Here is a 16,225-nt window from a genome sequence, read left to right as displayed (position 1 = left end):
TTATGAAGAAGATAATCGTACTCTGCCTTTTTGCTTTTTTGTTTTCTTGTGATTCAAATAAAGTAGAAACCGTAACTGTTAAGAATAAGTTTTCTCTGGAACTTCCTTCCTTTCTTTCAAAAGCAAGAGACCTGCATAATGATGCTTCACTGCAATATCAAAATGCCTTTAAAGAATTTTACGTCGTCGTTATTGACGAGCCAAAACAAGAGTTTTATGATGTCGCGAATACAACGACCGACTTTACTCCCGACCTCAACGGATATTATCAAATCTTAAAAAACAGTCTTGAAGAATCTATTAGTGACACCCAGTTTACTCCAACAAAAGACATACAGATTAACGGACTGAAAGCCAAAACATTTTCATTCACAGGAGAAATAGACAACCTCCCTATTTTTTATGACATTGCGTATATCGAAGGAAAAGAAACTTTTTACCAAGTCGTAATCTGGACCTTAAAAGGAAGCAAGGAAAAATTTAATGAACCGATGGACAAGATTATTTCTTCGTTTAAGGAAATCGGTTCAGGAAGAAAAAGCGACAGAAGCAAAAAATAGAAATAAAAAAAATCCATTAGAAGGTTCTAATGGATTTTTCTTTTGAAAGATAATCAGATTTAATTTCTGTTTGCAAGAGCATCTTGCTTCCAGTTTTTTACCAAAGCGACTCTGCTATCAGAATAATCAACTTCACTTAAATTATTATCTGTCCAAAAAAACCATTTCCCGGTTTTTGCACCGTTGTTATATTCTCCAAGAGATTTTTTGTTTCCTTCAACATCATAAGAAACCCATTTTCCGTGGACTTTCCCATCTTTATAGAATCCTTCTTGCATCACCTTCCCATTATCATAAAAATAAGTGGCTTTTACCATATTATCTACAACTTCATATTTATGGTTCACATCTTGTGCAAAAACAACTCCAGAAACTAGCATAACTGCCATAATCATAAACTTTTTCATAATCTGTCTTTTTAGTTATTTACAATTCTCTAACAAATATAAATATTAGTTTACAATAAAAAAACTTTAGCTTAACAATTTGGTAACATTAAGCGAAAACTTAACATTGGAATTGCCTAAAACCCAGTAAACATTGGCTATTTACAAAAGCAGTTCTAAAACCATTCAAAATTAAAGTTGGGTCATAAATAACAATAATCCTAGAAAAGAATAAAAAATCTCCTCTTTATAATTTAAAATTCATAATTCATAATTGACAATTATCACTAAATTTGCCATCTAAAATTTTAATAATGTATAGAAGTCATAATTGTGGCGCATTAAACGCTTCACATATTGCTACAGAAGTTACTCTCGCCGGATGGGTTCAAAAATCACGTGATAAAGGTTTCATGATTTGGGTAGACCTGCGTGACCGTTATGGAATTACACAGCTGATTTTTGATTCTGAAAGAACAGATACTGCTGTTTTTGAAATGGCTAAGACATTAGGCCGCGAGTTCGTCATTCAAGTAAAAGGAACCGTTATTGAACGGGAATCCAAAAATAAAAATATGGCGACAGGCGATATTGAAATTTTAGTTTCAGAACTGACCATCTTAAATGTCGCACTGACGCCTCCGTTTACGATTGAAGACGAAACAGACGGCGGTGAAGACATCCGAATGAAATACCGTTACTTGGATATCAGAAGAAATCCGGTAAAAAACAGCTTGCTTTTCCGTCATAAAGTAGCGATGGAAGTTAGAAAATACCTTTCTGATTTGGATTTCTGTGAAGTGGAAACTCCTTACTTGATTAAATCAACTCCGGAAGGAGCAAGAGATTTCGTTGTTCCGTCAAGGATGAACGAAGGCCAATTCTATGCGTTGCCGCAATCGCCGCAGACATTCAAGCAATTGCTAATGGTAGGCGGAATGGACAAATATTTCCAAATCGTAAAATGTTTCCGTGATGAAGATTTAAGAGCCGACAGACAGCCTGAGTTTACGCAGATTGACTGTGAGATGGCTTTTGTGGAGCAGGAAGATATCTTGAACGTTTTTGAAGGACTGACAAGACATTTGCTAAAAGAAATCAAAGGAATTGAAGTAGATAAATTCCCAAGAATCACTTATGATTATGCGATGAAGACTTACGGAAATGACAAACCAGACATCCGTTTTGGAATGGAATTTGGCGAGTTGAATGAAGTAGCGCAACATAAAGAATTTTCGGTTTTTAATACTGCCGAACTGGTTGTAGGAATCGCGGCTCCAGGCTGTGCTTCTTATACAAGAAAAGAAATAGACAATTTAATTGATTGGGTAAAACGTCCGCAAATAGGCGCATCGGGAATGGTGTATGCCAAATACGAATTGGACGGAACGATCAAATCATCTGTAGATAAATTTTACGACCAAGAAGATTTGTTGAATTGGGCAAAAGTTACAGGCGCAAAACCTGGCGACTTAATCTTGGTTCTTTCAGGTCCGGCCCATAAAACAAGAACGCAACTGAGCGCCTTGAGAATGGAAGTGGCTACACGTCTGGGATTGAGAAATCCAGAAGTTTTTGCCCCATTATGGGTCGTCGATTTTCCTTTATTGGAATTTGATGAAGAAAGCGGCAGATATCACGCAATGCACCATCCGTTTACCTCGCCTAAACCAGAAGATATTGCCTTGCTTGAAACCGAACCAGGCAAAGTAAGAGCAAATGCTTACGATATGGTCTTGAACGGGAATGAAATCGGCGGCGGTTCTATCCGTATCCATGACAAAGCAACACAGCAATTGATGTTCAAATATCTTGGATTTACGGAAGAAGAAGCAAAAGCACAATTCGGATTCTTGATGGATGCCTTCCAATTTGGAGCGCCACCACACGGAGGATTGGCTTTCGGCTTGGATCGACTGGTAGCCATTTTAGGAGGACAAGAAACTATTCGTGATTTTATCGCTTTCCCAAAAAACAACTCAGGACGAGACGTTATGATTGACGCGCCATCTGTAATCGATGACAAGCAATTAGAAGAACTCCATATCCGACTTAAATAATACAAAAAAGGCCTCGAGAAATCGGGGCTTTTTTATGTAACGCTATCTCTCTCTTTGTTCAGTTCATTAAGGAAATAAGAAGGATAAATTCCGGTTGATGCAAAAAATGCTTTTGAAAAATGCTGGGGCGTACTGAAACCCGATTCATCCGCAAGAGCCTTAATCGTATAGTTTCTATATTTAGATTGGCTTTTCAGCAGGTCGACGATATAATCGATACGCAGGTCGTTCAAATAGTTATTATAATTCTTGTTTCGATAATGATTTATCACCTTGGAAAGATAATTTGAATTCGTGTTAAATGCCGAAGCAAGGTTGACCAGCGTCAGGTCTTTTTCTAAAAACTTTTTCCGGCTTTCAAATTTTTCCAGCTCTTTTAATATCGCAGTCACGACGTCTGGATTGATATCAAGTCCTTTTTTCTCGGTATCCTCTTTGTGTATCGAGATAGGATCTTGCGGTTCCTCCTTTTTTGCATCCATCAATTCTTCAAACTTCTGGCGGTATAGCTTCTGGTTGCTATAATAACGATAGAAAAAATACAATGTCAAGAAGAAAAAAACGGCCAGCGAAAAATACAATAATAAGGTAGTTTTTTCTTTGCCGGCTAGCTGTTTTTCGATTTCTTGCTTGGCTTGACGAAGTGCCTTCGTATCATATTCTTTGTGAATCTTTCCCGACATATATTTAAAATTCGCATTAAGCACACTGTCTGCCTTCATCAGCCTGTTGATGTAATACAGCTGGTTTTTCACATCTCCTTTTTCTTTGTAATAGCCTACGAGGAGCTCATAGTTTTCTCTTAAATCAGGGCGTATATAATTTTTCTCCGCAAAAGTGCGATCTACTTTTTTAAAATAAGGCAGTGCCTTTTCCTGTTGTTTTTGATCCCAATAACATTTTCCGATATAGAAATACCCGACTGCCTCATTAGCAAAGTCATTATTTTTTATGATTGCAGGCAAAGCTTGCTGTATATCATGAACAGCTTTTATATAATTTTTTTTGAAATATTGGTTGATTCCTTCAGAATGGATAATATAGTTTTGTGTCAGGTCTATATTCAGGCGTTTGGCTTCTTTTAAGGCGAATTCATTTGTTTCTGTACTTAAATCGTATTTGCCAAGTCGGTTATAGACTAACCCCAGCGAATGCAAAGAGTTCAGATAACCTCTTTGATAATCATATTCATCGTATTGCTTGAAATAATCGACACATTCTTTTAGCAATACCAAAGCTTCATCATTAAACCCTAAATGTATTTTGATTCCAGCAATATGATATTTAAGCTCATATTTCAAATAGGCATCATCAGAATTAGAGATGTAGTCGCTTGCCAAGAGATAAAAATTCAGGGCTTGAGCATAATTCTTAATAGAATAGTAAAAATTCCCTTTAGAAATATAAGCGGAGCCTATAACGGGAGGATCGTTCGTCATTTTTGCCGTAGCGACTATACTATCGGCATAAGCAAGTTTTAAATTTTCAGGAACGAAGAAGATCGCGTTGGAATAGGCATTGACCATTTCGTTTAAATTTTTCTCCGATTTTGCTTTTGACAAATAAGAATCCAGATAAAAAAGTGCCTTTATGGTATCCTCTTCATAAAGATCTATCCTATTATTAAGATAATCATAAGACTTATCTTTTAAAGAATCGGGCAGCTGAAATCCCTTTTGTTGAGAAAAAACAGGAATCGCTATTACCAAACAGAGTAAGTAAAAAATGTTGAACTTGTTTATCATAAGAAATTTCTGCTGTTTTTGATTTTGCATCATTAACTTTTAAACATGGAGGGTTATAAATGTAGCATAAAAAATATAAAAAACCGTAAAAATCCCTGTTTTTTAATCTTTAGAAATGCCTTGCAAAAAACAGATCAAACAATAAATCACAAAATACTTTAATCAACTGATTTACAATGTATTAATTATTAAAAAACGCACTACGAATTCATGAATTCGTAGCGCGTTTTTCGCGAATTCGTATTGTATACACTTGCAAACGGCAAATTCCCAAGATAGCTTTGTCAATGAAATCCTGAAGCAATTGGATGGGATTAAAATTTCAAAGGTTCAATGTCCGGACAAAAATGAACTGAAGAATAAGATGAGTTTAACAACAAACACTAACACCTCCTCCTTATGAAAAAGTTATTATCATTATCGCTGTTTTTATCTCTTACTTTTTTATCATGTTCTACAGACGAAGATCTTGAAAACATAGAATTACAATCCGAAACATCAACTTCTTTAAGTCTTAAAGAAAACCCACATAACTGGAATCCGGCAAATACGGCGAACTCCTACGATGCAGCCGGAAGCTTATATCGCAAGATTCTGGAAGAATATTATGATAATGCTCCAACTTCAACAACTCCATCGCAAATCATTTCTGATGTTGAAACTATAGCAAACAGCTTTTCAGAATTTACACCGATGAAAAATAATATCTATATGCCTCTTGCTTATAGCAATATCAATTGGATATTGAATACAAGCGACAGTTATCACATTGCCATTACCAATAATACTGTCCTGAGCTCGACGGCTAAAAACCAGCTTGAGATTCTGGCTGCAAACCTGACTCTCCTGATAGATGCAGAAGCTTCGGCAAAAAATATCCATGACCACATTGTTGGTTTTGAAGCAACAATAGTATCAAGCCAGGCTTTGACAGCAAATGACAAAAAAGCAATCCTTACTTCCACCTCGATAGCCCGACATGCCAATTACCTGCGCAGAAAAGGAAGAAGATGGGACATCCACCACGGAATAACAGGATGCATCCAAGGCGATACTGAAAGCATGGCTAAAGCCGTAACTACCGCTGCAAGCGTCAATGCAGTCGGAAACAGCGTAGCCGAATAAATTCGAAAGTAGTTAAGTAAATAAAGTTCAAACCAATTAATCAACCAAAAAACATGAAAAATATCAGAGACCACCCTAGCCAGTCCTAATCCGGAAAAACCTCATAGAATTTAGTTTGGATTCTATAAAAACCAAATAATCAAACAAAAATTTATTAATCAACCATGGTAAGTCCATCGCTTAAACCAACCACGATGAAACTGCCCACTTAAATTTAAACATTATGAAAAATTTACTATTCAGCCTAATGGCAATCGCTTTGTTCAGCTTCAACGCTAACGCTAATGAAATCAAAGAAAATACAATTAATGTATGTGACAAAATTGAAACAAATCCTGACGCAAGACCAGCCGTAGTAATAGGACTTGAATGGGGAAGAGCAAGTAGAGATTGTAATGGCAATGGAATTTGTATTATCATAACTACAAGGGACCTCTCTCCTTACCAACTATCAACAACTGATAACAATAGTTTAGTTTTTAAAGCTGATGCCAGAGGCCTTGAAGCTGTTAGAGCCCGTTTCGGTTCAAACACAATCATAGTTGAAGAAAGCTATAAATTAACAGCAGATATAACAAAAGCACTTGGATTGCCAGCCGATTATACCATCAGAGCAGGAAGATACACGCTAGTAGCTGATGGAAACGGAAGCTATGCAGCAACGATGTAGTATACTATAATACTGTAATTAAATGCACTATCTGAATTCTCAGATAGTGCATTTTACAAAATTTAGTACTTAATTACAGTTATCAAGAAAAGGCAAAATACGTTCAAATGACAAAACTGGAAGTATGAAATTCTTGTACAATCCCAATCTAAAGGTCGAGTGGAATTCTTTTTTTAGATTTTCAATCGCATTTTATTGCATTTTAAGCTTGTTTTCTTTTTGGGAAGATATTTCCAAAATACTGATTCAAGGCGACCTTACCCATGATTCAGCGTTAGCGTCCTTACATAGTTTTATAATGGAATATGGTTTCAATACACTCTTTGATGATTTTGTTTACCTCGTTATTTACGTCTATCTTTTTATGCTGGGCTTGTTATGTCTGGGAGCATTTACTAGGATTTCGGCTTTATTTGCGTTCCTATTTAATCTGATAATCACAAAATCAATAAACGACGGTCTTCATGAGGCAAGCTATTTTGCAACATCAGCTTTATTTTATTGCGTGATTTTTCCAAGAGGAAAATTCTCGATGGATTATTACATTAAAGAATTTGAAATAAATGAAACGCTGCTCAAATGGTCTTTATATTTATTACAAGCTCATTTATGCCTCATTTATTTTTTATCAGGAATTGGAAAAAGCCTCAATATCGATTGGCCACTATTATCTGGAACCAATTATGATGTACAGATTCCTCTTTCTAGATTTATCTTGCCAGAAGCTCTATCAGCTGGAATTAGTTTTTTTGTCATAATCATTGAAATATTTTATCCTGTTTTTATTAATTATTCCAAGACTCGAAAACTATGGCTGGCCATGACTATTCTACTGCATGTCTGTATCGTCAGTCTTACAGGGTTTTATTTTTTTGGAATCTTGATGATCATTCTTAATATTTCGGCCTATTATATTCCATTTTTAAAGAGCAGTCCAGACAATGATGGAGAATCTGAAGAACAATTAGCCTATTAATAACATTGGCATTTAAATTAAAATAGCTATCAAAATGAAAAATAGTCATCCTGCTTCATAACACCATAAACCATGAAGTTAGCCACTAAAATACCACTAATCTTTATCATTCTTGTCAATGTTGTCAATCTCTATTTTATAATTGACCTATCAAATTATGACGAAATGATAAGCTATGTAAAAAACGAAGGCGAAAAAATTAGCAGTCCCAAAGAAACCGTATTAGTCTTTCTATTCACTAGCTTGACCAACCTATTGTTTGTATGCATTGTGTTCATGAGAAGCATAATCTTTTCAAGCAAGACAAGATCACGATGATTAACCAAGCTCCGATTAAATCAACCTTAATTGCAGCTCTAAAACAACAAAAGATGAAAAAAATATTATACATCGCGGCACTCTTATTCTCAGGGCTTTCATTAGCGCAAAGCAGTCCAAATCCCAAAGTCGCTATTGACGATAATGGATTGGGAAGGCAATTTCCTGACTGCCTCTTGAGCGGTTCCGTATGCAAGTTGTTTACAACTGGCCAAGACCCCAAAACTTCGAATGCAAATGCATACAAAACCGGAGAAAACTCTTTTTGCATAGGAATAAGAAAAGCGACCATTTCTGAAGAAAAACAGATCGCCATCATGGGCAAGGCATTAAAAGACGTCAATTCTGGAGAAAGTCTTACTTTCAGAATAAATACTCCCTATACTGTCGAGCAAGATTTTCTAAAAGCAATCAACATCAATTCAACAAATGTTGTAATTGCTGCCGGAAGCTATCCAATAGAAATCAATGCCGAGTATATCCTCATTAGGTTATCCTTTTAAGAGAACTAAAAAACTACAATTATGATACGATTAGTCTTATTGGTTACGTTCGTTTTTCTCACTACGATTCCATCGGCTCATGCCAATGGCTCCGATCCCGAGTTCAATGCTATTTTTCAGGAAATGCAAAAAGAATTTAAAAAGATAAGCGCCTATTATGCTCCGAAAATCAAGGAAAAAGAATCCCGAATTCAAGATATGACGGCAAAGCTTTATGAAGTAAAAGAAGCAGAAGCAAAAATCAATTTTTTAATTCAAAAAGACATCCTGAAGGAAGAAATTCTTCTTCTTAAAAAGGAAGAAATGCAAGATCTTTCCAAAATCAGATACTTGAAAGGACTCCAGATTATTCGGCTTTTATACGAAAAAGTATTGAGCCTGGATCATCATTTTGCGTCGGTGAGGACATTCTCGGAAATTAATAAGCTGTCGAATCCCAACCAATATCCCGAATACGAAAAACTAAAAGAGCTCGTAAAAAACAAAAAGGATAAAAAAGCAGGTTTTGATCTCACGTCTATTCTGGGCACCAATACTATTGTTTCTGTTGTCCAGACATTTTCGAACCTGATGGTTTCATCACTGTCAAAAGAAGAAAAAGATAAGGAGATTGCAAATATTGAGTGTATCCTGGATTTTACGCTCCGAATGCAAAATGATTTGAATACTATTTATTTTGAAACTGCCTTTTTGCAGAAAAGCAATGACAAGATGAGGGCAGATATTGAAACCCTATTCAAAGATTATACAAAGCCGATCGGTTATGCCAATACACTGGAAAGCTGCAGAACATCAGACGACTGGGATGCCGTAAGGCAAAAAACGAACGATTATTTGGCGAATCTGAAAACACAACAAGGGCCGCAGCTTTATACCTCTCAAGTCAATATTATTTTTCCAATCGACAGGTTGTTGCAATTTATAGCTCAATACAACAACTTTATAGATCAAGGAGGAAAATTCTATGAAAAATTCAAGATTATCCTCAATAGCTATGAAAATGAGAAGCAATGCGAAACCAAGCTTCCTCTTGAATATAAAAAGCTAAAAGATGATATCGACGTGGCAATAAACAAATTCAACATGGCCTACAGGCCGGTTGAAGTCAACGGATCTAAGATGAAAGAAATCTTATACGGAATTAATGAGTTTGAATAATCCTCACGATAATACTATGAGTTTTATCTTTCTCTTAAATAATTAAAAAAATTACAGAATTTAGTTTAAAATCTGAAAAACAATCTATTGTATTTCTCAAATAATCACAAAAAGATTTTCTAATCAATAATTTTTTTTCAATTTATTAACATAAAATTATACTTCGTATTAGATTAAATACTACATTTGCTTATTATTAATTATTTTTATTATTACAATGCGTACAGGTACAGTTAAATTTTTCAATGAGTCTAAAGGTTACGGGTTCATTACAGACGAAGAAACAGGAAAAGACATTTTCGTTCATGCTTCAGGAATCAGAGCGGAAGAACTTCGCGAAGGTGACAGAGTATCTTACGAAGAAGAAGAAGGAAGAAAAGGTAAAGTCGCTGCACAAGTTGCAGTACTTGAAGACTAATATATAGCATACTATTTTTAGTTACCTCACAACTAAGCCGCTCCAATTGGAGCGGCTTTTTTTTACCTTAAATTTATTATGTTGCATATTTTATAGCACAATTTTAATAACATTACTACACTATTCTTTTTTTTTAAATTAAAAAACTATAAAATACACAATTTACACAAAACAGAACTGGTTATTATTCTTATTCATTCTAAATTAAAATTAACAACAATACTATATAGTATTGAAATCGTTAGGCTGTGTTTTAAATATTGGCTCGTATATTTGTAACTATTTTATAAAATAAATTCTTTATGAATACAGATCAGGCTAGTTATTTCCCAATATTGATGCAATTTTTGCTTGCTGTTGGGTTTGTGGTTATGACAATTATTGGCTCTAGTTTTTTAGGCCCAAGAAGAAAGTCGGTCAACAAGGATAAAAGTTTTGAGTGCGGTATCGAATCTGTCGGAAACGCCCGTATTCCTTTTTCAGTAAAATACTTTTTGGTCGCTATCTTATTCGTATTATTCGATGTCGAAGTAATATTCATGTATCCTTGGGCAGTGAATTTTAGAGAAATGGGCTTTGCCGGACTAGCGAAAATGGGAATCTTTATGTTTCTTCTTGTCGTGGGCTTTTTCTACGTGATGAAGAAAAAAGGTTTAGAGTGGGAATAATTAAATTTTTGATTTGAGAATTTCGACATAAGACTTTCTCAAATTTATAAAACCGATGAACAGATTTATGCTTTGGATTTTCTGAAATCCGAAATCTGAAATCTAAAATCAAGAAAAAATGAGTGATTCAAAAATAAAAATGGTAGAAGCTCCTGAAGGAGTTGAAGGAACCGGATTTTTCGCTACAAAACTAGACACTGTAGTCGGACTTGCCCGTGCGAATTCCCTTTGGCCTTTGCCATTTGCTACTTCTTGTTGCGGTATTGAATTTATGGCAACAATGGGCTCGCATTATGACGTTGCACGTTTTGGTTCTGAGCGTATGAGTTTTTCGCCACGCCAAGCCGATATGCTACTAGTTATGGGGACGATTGCTAAAAAAATGGCTCCGATTTTACGTCAAGTCTACGAACAGATGGCGGAACCAAGATGGGTTATAGCCGTTGGTGCTTGCGCTTCTTCTGGCGGTATTTTCGATACTTACTCTGTTTTGCAGGGTATTGATAAAATTATCCCAGTTGATGTTTATGTTCCTGGCTGCCCGCCAAGACCTGAACAAATACTTGATGGTGTAATGCGTTTGCAGGATTTGGTAAAATCTGAATCCGTAAGGAGAAGAAGTTCTCCAGAATATCAAGAATTACTAGCTTCATATAATATTTCTTAAAGAAAAAAATGGCTTTAGAAACCTCCGATATACAGAATAAGCTTGTTGATAATTTCGAATTAATTGTCAGCGATTTTACGCAACAACACGATATTTTTTCTTTTGAAGTAGATTCAAAATCAATACTCGAAGTCATGCAGTTTCTTAGAGATGACAAGACTTTGCGTTTTAACTTTCTTACAGATGTTTGCGGCATCCACTATCCAGACGCAGAATTAGACAGGCAGTTTGCTGTCGTATACCACATGCACAACTGGATGGATAATGTACGAATCAAAATCAAATGTTTCTTGAATGGCGAAAATCCTGAGATCGATACTGTGACCAGCCTTTTCCTTGGAGCCAACTGGCAAGAAAGAGAAACTTACGATTTCTTCGGGATTATCTTCAAAGGCCATCCGCAATTGAAAAGAATCTTGAACATGGACGAAATGGTTTCTTTCCCGATGCGAAAAGAATTCCCATTAGAAGATGGCGGAAGAACTGATAAAGACGACCGTTTCTTCGGAAGAACAACAGATAATTGCTAATAGTACTGAAATAATATTGATATAAATGTCAGACTTATTATTACCACCAGAATTACGATATGCCGATATCATCAAGCAAAGGCAGAATGAAGACGGAAGCGAGCTATCCATTCTGAACTTAGGGCCTACGCATCCTGCAACGCACGGAATTTTCCAAAACATTCTTCTAATGGATGGAGAGCGAATCGTTGAAGGCGAAGGTACCGTTGGCTATATCCACCGCGCATTCGAAAAAATTGCTGAAAACAGACCTTTTTACCAAATTACGCCATTGACCGACAGGATGAATTACTGTTCGTCGCCTATCAACAATATGGGATGGTGGATGACCTTGGAAAAAGCATTAAATATAGAAGTCCCAAAAAGAGTACAATACCTTCGAGTTATCATAATGGAATTGGCACGTATCGCTGACCATATCATTTGCAACTCGGTTTTAGGTGTAGATACGGGCGCTTTGACTGGTTTCTTATATGTATTCCAATTCAGGGAAAAAATATATGAAATCTACGAAGAAATCTGCGGTGCGAGACTTACCACCAACATGGGAAGAATCGGAGGCTTTGAAAGAGAATGGAGTCCAGCAGCATTTCGTAAAATCAATGAATTTCTAGAAGAATTTCCGCCGGTTTGGTCTGAATTTGAAAAACTTTTGACGCGAAACAGAATCTTCATGGACAGAACGATAAACGTTGGTCCGATTTCTGCAGAACGTGCCATGAGCTACGGTTTTACAGGTCCAAATTTAAGAGCTACAGGTGTTGATTACGACATCCGTGTCATGCAACCATACAGCTCTTACGAAGATTTTGAATTCAACGTCCCAGTCGGAAAATCTGGAGATACTTATGACCGATTCTGCGTTAGAAATGCCGAAGTTTGGGAAAGTATCAGCATTATCAAACAAGCTTTGGCAAAAATGCCAGAAGGTCCTTACCATGCAGATGTTCCGGATTACTATCTTCCTCCAAAAGAAGATGTGTATACTACGATGGAGGCCTTGATTTATCACTTTAAAATAGTAATGGGAGAAATTCCTGTTCCGGTAACCGAAGTATATCATCCGGTTGAAGGCGGTAATGGAGAACTAGGATTTTACCTTATAACCGACGGAAGCAGAACGCCGTATAGGCTGCATTTTAGAAGACCTTGCTTTATTTACTATCAAGCATTTAATGAAATGGTAAAAGGACAGATGCTCTCTGATGCCATTGCTACATTGTCAAGTTTGAATGTAATTGCAGGAGAATTAGACGCATAAGAAATTTATGATTTATGAATTTAGATTTAATGGCAATTGTTTCAAAAATCTGAAATCATAAATCTCAAATATAATTTAGGAGTATAAATTTTGAATTTTAGACCCAGTTCTAAAATCTAAAATCCGAAACAAAAAATGGAACGTTTACATATTAAACAAGAAATAAATATCACGGAAGCTTTGATGGAACGCATCAACGAGCTTTTGAGCCATTATCCAGCGGACAAGAAAAAATCTGCCTTGCTGCCGGTCTTGCACGATGTTCAAGATGCCCATGACAACTGGCTGAGCATCGAGCTGATGGATAAGGTTGCCGAAATATTAGAAATCAAGCCGATCGAAGTATATGAAGTTGTGTCGTTTTATACGATGTTCAATCAGAGGCCGATTGGAAAATATATGTTTGAATTCTGCCAGACTTCCCCATGCTGCTTGAGAGGCGTTGAAAACTTGATGGATTACACCTGCGACAAGCTAGGCGTAAAAGTTGGAGAACCTACAGCAGACGGCATGTTCGAAGTAAGAGGCGTTGAATGTCTTGGAGCTTGCGGCTATGCACCGATGATGCAGCTAGGCGACTTTTTCCAAGAAAATCTGACCAAAGAAAAAATCGACCAGCTGATAGCTGATTGTAGAGATAACAAGGTTACATTACACGATAAATAATATGTCAAAGAAAATATTATTAGAGAAAGCAAGTATTCCTGGGATTAAGACCTATGAAGTTTATCGCCAAAATGGCGGTTATGCTTCTGTAGAAAAAGCCCTGAAAACAATGACGCCGGACGAAGTTGTGGAAGAAGTGAAAACCTCTGGATTAAGAGGTCGTGGTGGTGCTGGTTTCCCTACTGGAATGAAATGGAGTTTCATCGATAAAAAATCAGGCAAACCAAGACATTTGGTTTGCAATGCTGACGAATCGGAACCGGGAACTTTTAAAGACCGTTTCTTGATGGAATACATTCCGCACCTTTTGATTGAAGGAATGATCACGTCAAGCTTTGCTTTGGAAGCTAACTTGTCTTACATCTATATTCGCGGAGAATATATGTGGATCTATAAAATTCTTGAAAGAGCCATCAAAGAAGCCTATGCCGCTGGATGGTTAGGAAAAAATATTTTAGGTACTGGTTACAATTTAGATTTATACGTTCACTGCGGAGGAGGTGCTTATATCTGCGGAGAAGAAACCGCTTTGATTGAATCCCTTGAAGGGAAAAGAGGTAATCCTCGTATCAAGCCACCGTTTCCTGCCGTTTCTGGTCTTTGGGCCAATCCTACAGTAGTAAATAACGTAGAATCAATCGCAGCAGTGCCATGGATTGTCAACAATACCGGCGCAGAATATGCAAAAATCGGAATCGGAAGATCAACTGGAACTAAATTGATTTCTGCTTCAGGACATATTAAAAACCCTGGAGTTTATGAAATTGAGCTCGGTTTAAGCGTTGACGAATTCATGAATTCTGATGAATATCTTGGCGGAATGATCGATGACAGACCTTTAAAGGCATTCGTGCCAGGTGGTTCATCTGTTCCTGTTTTACCTGCCAACTTGATTTATAAAACTGCAAACGGAGAAGACCGATTGATGTCGTATGAATCATTAAGCGACGGCGGTTTTGCCACAGGATCTATGCTAGGTTCTGGCGGATTCATTGTGTATAATGACACCGCTTGTATCGTTAGAAATACATGGAATTTCTCCAGATTCTACCATCACGAAAGCTGTGGACAGTGTTCGCCTTGCCGTGAAGGAACTGGCTGGCTTGAAAAAGTATTACACAGAATTGAAAACGGCCACGGCCGCGAAGAAGATATCGACCTGCTCTGGAGCATCCAAAGCAAGATTGAAGGAAATACGATTTGTCCGTTAGGCGATGCGGCAGCTTGGCCGGTTGCAGCAGCAATTCGTCATTTTAGAGAGGAATTCGAATATCATGTTCGTTTCCCAGAAAAAATAAAAAACAGAGACCATTTTGTGGCCGAGCCTTTTGAAAAGGTAAGACATTTGGTAGCAAAGCAAACAGTTTAAATTTAGTCGAAAGCCATAAGGTCGAAAGTCATAAAGTCAAAGGCTTGAAGACTTGGAAGCTTTACAACTTTAAGACATCAAGAATAAAAAAATGAAAGTAACAATAGACGGTCAAACAATAGAAGTAGAACCAGGAACCACTATCCTGCAAGCTGCTCGAATGATTGGTGGCGAATCCGTTCCGCCAACGATGTGCTATTATTCAAAACTAAAAGGTTCTGGCGGAAAATGCCGTGCCTGTCTGGTTGAAGTTTCAAAAGGAAGTGACGCCAACCCTACTCCAATGCCAAAACTAATGGCTTCTTGCGTGACTGGTGTTATGGACGGCATGGAAGTCAACAGCATCAAATCAGACCGAGTTACAGAAGCTAGAAAATCGGTTACGGAGTTTTTACTGATTAATCATCCTTTGGATTGCCCTGTTTGCGATCAAGCCGGAGAATGCGATTTGCAGAACCTAAGCTTTAAGCATGGAAAATCACAGACTCGTTATATTGAAGAAAAAAGAACTTTTGAACCAGAAGATATTGGTCCGAATATCCAATTGCACATGAACCGTTGCATTTTGTGCTACAGATGTGTGATGGTTGCGGATCAATTGACTGACAATCGCGTTCATGGCGTTATGGACAGAGGGGATCATTCTAATATTTCGACTTGTATCTCAAAAGCAATCGACAATGAATTCTCTGGAAACATGATCGATGTTTGTCCTGTTGGAGCATTAACCGACAAAACATTCCGTTTCAAATCTAGAGTTTGGTTCAACAAGCCTTTTAACGCACACAGAGAATGTACGACTCCAGGATGCTGCGGAAAAACTACAGTTTGGATGTTCGGTAACGAAATCCAAAGAGTTACAGGAAGAAAAGACGAATTCCACGAAGTAGAAGAATTCATTTGCAACGAATGCCGTTTTGACCATAAAGACACAAAAGACTGGGTTATTGAAGGTCCAAGAAAATTCGAGAAAGATTCTGTTATCAACCAAAACAATTACACTAGAAAATTAGATACGGTTGTAATCGAAACAGAAAAAGGAATCTTAAAAGGACGCGACCAAGACAGAAAGAAAATCAGTATGCCAGCAGTTCCTCTAAAAAAAGAAGAAGAGCAAGCATTTAAGGAAGGTAATATTTAATCGA

The 16,225-nt window shown here is 36.9% G+C and carries 18 protein-coding genes; 16 read left to right on the top strand and 2 right to left on the bottom strand.

Going from position 1 to position 16,225, the window contains the following annotated elements; all coding sequences use genetic code 11:
• The first annotated feature begins 2 nt into the window (after positions 1-2).
• Entirely contained in the window at positions 3-560 is a 558-nt protein-coding gene (locus tag GGR22_RS08670) for a hypothetical protein (RefSeq protein ID WP_182493311.1), read from the top strand.
• Positions 561-619: 59 nt separating this feature from the next.
• Here GGR22_RS08670 and GGR22_RS08665 read toward each other — a convergent pair whose 3' ends face one another.
• Positions 620-967, bottom strand: coding sequence for a toxin-antitoxin system YwqK family antitoxin (locus GGR22_RS08665; protein ID WP_121375938.1), 348 nt, complete (start codon positions 965-967; stop codon positions 620-622).
• 293 nt (positions 968-1,260) lie between these two features.
• Between GGR22_RS08665 and aspS the strand changes: the two genes are divergently transcribed.
• Positions 1,261-3,006, top strand: a complete 1,746-nt coding sequence (gene aspS / locus GGR22_RS08660) for an aspartate--tRNA ligase (RefSeq protein WP_182493310.1) — start codon at positions 1,261-1,263, stop codon at positions 3,004-3,006.
• Positions 3,007-3,038: 32 nt separating this feature from the next.
• Here the strand turns inward: aspS and GGR22_RS08655 are convergent, their stop codons facing one another.
• Positions 3,039-4,715, bottom strand: coding sequence for an AraC family transcriptional regulator (locus tag GGR22_RS08655; RefSeq protein ID WP_182493309.1), 1,677 nt, complete (start codon positions 4,713-4,715; stop codon positions 3,039-3,041).
• A gap of 435 nt (positions 4,716-5,150) precedes the next feature.
• Between GGR22_RS08655 and GGR22_RS08650 the strand changes: the two genes are divergently transcribed.
• From GGR22_RS08650 to GGR22_RS08585, 14 genes are all read left to right on the top strand, one after another.
• On the top strand, positions 5,151-5,876 hold the full coding sequence (locus GGR22_RS08650; protein WP_182493308.1) for a hypothetical protein: 726 nt from the start codon (positions 5,151-5,153) through the stop codon (positions 5,874-5,876).
• A 223-nt stretch (positions 5,877-6,099) separates the two neighbouring features.
• Entirely contained in the window at positions 6,100-6,546 is a 447-nt protein-coding gene (locus tag GGR22_RS08645; RefSeq protein ID WP_182493307.1) for a hypothetical protein, read from the top strand.
• A gap of 124 nt (positions 6,547-6,670) precedes the next feature.
• Positions 6,671-7,522, top strand: a complete 852-nt coding sequence (locus GGR22_RS08640) for an HTTM domain-containing protein (RefSeq protein ID WP_182493306.1) — start codon at positions 6,671-6,673, stop codon at positions 7,520-7,522.
• A 72-nt stretch (positions 7,523-7,594) separates the two neighbouring features.
• On the top strand, positions 7,595-7,840 hold the full coding sequence (locus tag GGR22_RS08635; protein ID WP_182493305.1) for a hypothetical protein: 246 nt from the start codon (positions 7,595-7,597) through the stop codon (positions 7,838-7,840).
• Positions 7,841-7,893: 53 nt separating this feature from the next.
• Positions 7,894-8,343 (top strand): hypothetical protein, encoded by a 450-nt coding sequence (locus tag GGR22_RS08630; protein WP_182493304.1) that lies wholly within the window; start codon positions 7,894-7,896, stop codon positions 8,341-8,343.
• A 21-nt stretch (positions 8,344-8,364) separates the two neighbouring features.
• Positions 8,365-9,501, top strand: coding sequence for a hypothetical protein (locus GGR22_RS08625; protein WP_182493303.1), 1,137 nt, complete (start codon positions 8,365-8,367; stop codon positions 9,499-9,501).
• 217 nt (positions 9,502-9,718) lie between these two features.
• Entirely contained in the window at positions 9,719-9,919 is a 201-nt protein-coding gene (locus tag GGR22_RS08620) for a cold-shock protein (protein WP_027310289.1), read from the top strand.
• Positions 9,920-10,221: 302 nt separating this feature from the next.
• Positions 10,222-10,587, top strand: coding sequence for an NADH-quinone oxidoreductase subunit A (locus GGR22_RS08615; RefSeq protein ID WP_121375930.1), 366 nt, complete (start codon positions 10,222-10,224; stop codon positions 10,585-10,587).
• A gap of 118 nt (positions 10,588-10,705) precedes the next feature.
• The gene (locus GGR22_RS08610) at positions 10,706-11,254 is read left to right on the top strand and encodes an NADH-quinone oxidoreductase subunit B (protein ID WP_121375929.1); all 549 of its coding nucleotides are present in this window, start codon (positions 10,706-10,708) and stop codon (positions 11,252-11,254) included.
• An 8-nt stretch (positions 11,255-11,262) separates the two neighbouring features.
• Complete coding sequence (locus GGR22_RS08605) at positions 11,263-11,784, top strand: NADH-quinone oxidoreductase subunit C (RefSeq protein WP_182493302.1); 522 nt, start codon at positions 11,263-11,265, stop codon at positions 11,782-11,784.
• A gap of 25 nt (positions 11,785-11,809) precedes the next feature.
• Positions 11,810-13,045, top strand: a complete 1,236-nt coding sequence (locus GGR22_RS08600; protein WP_121375927.1) for an NADH-quinone oxidoreductase subunit D — start codon at positions 11,810-11,812, stop codon at positions 13,043-13,045.
• 135 nt (positions 13,046-13,180) lie between these two features.
• Positions 13,181-13,711 carry a complex I 24 kDa subunit family protein gene (locus GGR22_RS08595; protein WP_182493301.1) on the top strand — a complete coding sequence of 177 codons (531 nt, stop codon included), beginning with the start codon at positions 13,181-13,183 and terminating at the stop codon, positions 13,709-13,711.
• 1 nt (position 13,712) lies between these two features.
• Entirely contained in the window at positions 13,713-15,080 is a 1,368-nt protein-coding gene (nuoF, locus tag GGR22_RS08590) for an NADH-quinone oxidoreductase subunit NuoF (protein WP_121375925.1), read from the top strand.
• Between the two features lie 91 nt (positions 15,081-15,171).
• Positions 15,172-16,221, top strand: coding sequence for a 2Fe-2S iron-sulfur cluster-binding protein (locus tag GGR22_RS08585; protein ID WP_121375924.1), 1,050 nt, complete (start codon positions 15,172-15,174; stop codon positions 16,219-16,221).
• The last annotated feature ends 4 nt before the right edge of the window (positions 16,222-16,225 follow it).

It is taken from the genome of Flavobacterium gossypii (assembly GCF_014138495.1).
GTDB lineage: Bacteria > Bacteroidota > Bacteroidia > Flavobacteriales > Flavobacteriaceae > Flavobacterium > Flavobacterium endophyticum.
The sequence above is the reverse complement of the archived record's forward strand: the minus strand, read 5'-3'. Positions and strand labels throughout refer to the sequence as shown.

Coding starts and splice junctions, on each gene's coding strand:
- GGR22_RS08640 (WP_182493306.1), top strand. CDS start 6,671: ATGAAATTCTTGTACAATCCCAATCTAAAGGTCGAGTGGAATTCTTTT.
- GGR22_RS08625 (WP_182493303.1), top strand. CDS start 8,365: ATGATACGATTAGTCTTATTGGTTACGTTCGTTTTTCTCACTACGATT.
- GGR22_RS08585 (WP_121375924.1), top strand. CDS start 15,172: ATGAAAGTAACAATAGACGGTCAAACAATAGAAGTAGAACCAGGAACC.
- GGR22_RS08600 (WP_121375927.1), top strand. CDS start 11,810: ATGTCAGACTTATTATTACCACCAGAATTACGATATGCCGATATCATC.
- GGR22_RS08615 (WP_121375930.1), top strand. CDS start 10,222: ATGAATACAGATCAGGCTAGTTATTTCCCAATATTGATGCAATTTTTG.
- GGR22_RS08645 (WP_182493307.1), top strand. CDS start 6,100: ATGAAAAATTTACTATTCAGCCTAATGGCAATCGCTTTGTTCAGCTTC.
- GGR22_RS08665 (WP_121375938.1), bottom strand. CDS start 967: ATGAAAAAGTTTATGATTATGGCAGTTATGCTAGTTTCTGGAGTTGTT.
- GGR22_RS08605 (WP_182493302.1), top strand. CDS start 11,263: ATGGCTTTAGAAACCTCCGATATACAGAATAAGCTTGTTGATAATTTC.
- GGR22_RS08630 (WP_182493304.1), top strand. CDS start 7,894: ATGAAAAAAATATTATACATCGCGGCACTCTTATTCTCAGGGCTTTCA.
- GGR22_RS08670 (WP_182493311.1), top strand. CDS start 3: ATGAAGAAGATAATCGTACTCTGCCTTTTTGCTTTTTTGTTTTCTTGT.
- aspS (WP_182493310.1), top strand. CDS start 1,261: ATGTATAGAAGTCATAATTGTGGCGCATTAAACGCTTCACATATTGCT.
- GGR22_RS08595 (WP_182493301.1), top strand. CDS start 13,181: ATGGAACGTTTACATATTAAACAAGAAATAAATATCACGGAAGCTTTG.
- nuoF (WP_121375925.1), top strand. CDS start 13,713: ATGTCAAAGAAAATATTATTAGAGAAAGCAAGTATTCCTGGGATTAAG.
- GGR22_RS08610 (WP_121375929.1), top strand. CDS start 10,706: ATGAGTGATTCAAAAATAAAAATGGTAGAAGCTCCTGAAGGAGTTGAA.
- GGR22_RS08650 (WP_182493308.1), top strand. CDS start 5,151: ATGAAAAAGTTATTATCATTATCGCTGTTTTTATCTCTTACTTTTTTA.
- GGR22_RS08620 (WP_027310289.1), top strand. CDS start 9,719: ATGCGTACAGGTACAGTTAAATTTTTCAATGAGTCTAAAGGTTACGGG.
- GGR22_RS08635 (WP_182493305.1), top strand. CDS start 7,595: ATGAAGTTAGCCACTAAAATACCACTAATCTTTATCATTCTTGTCAAT.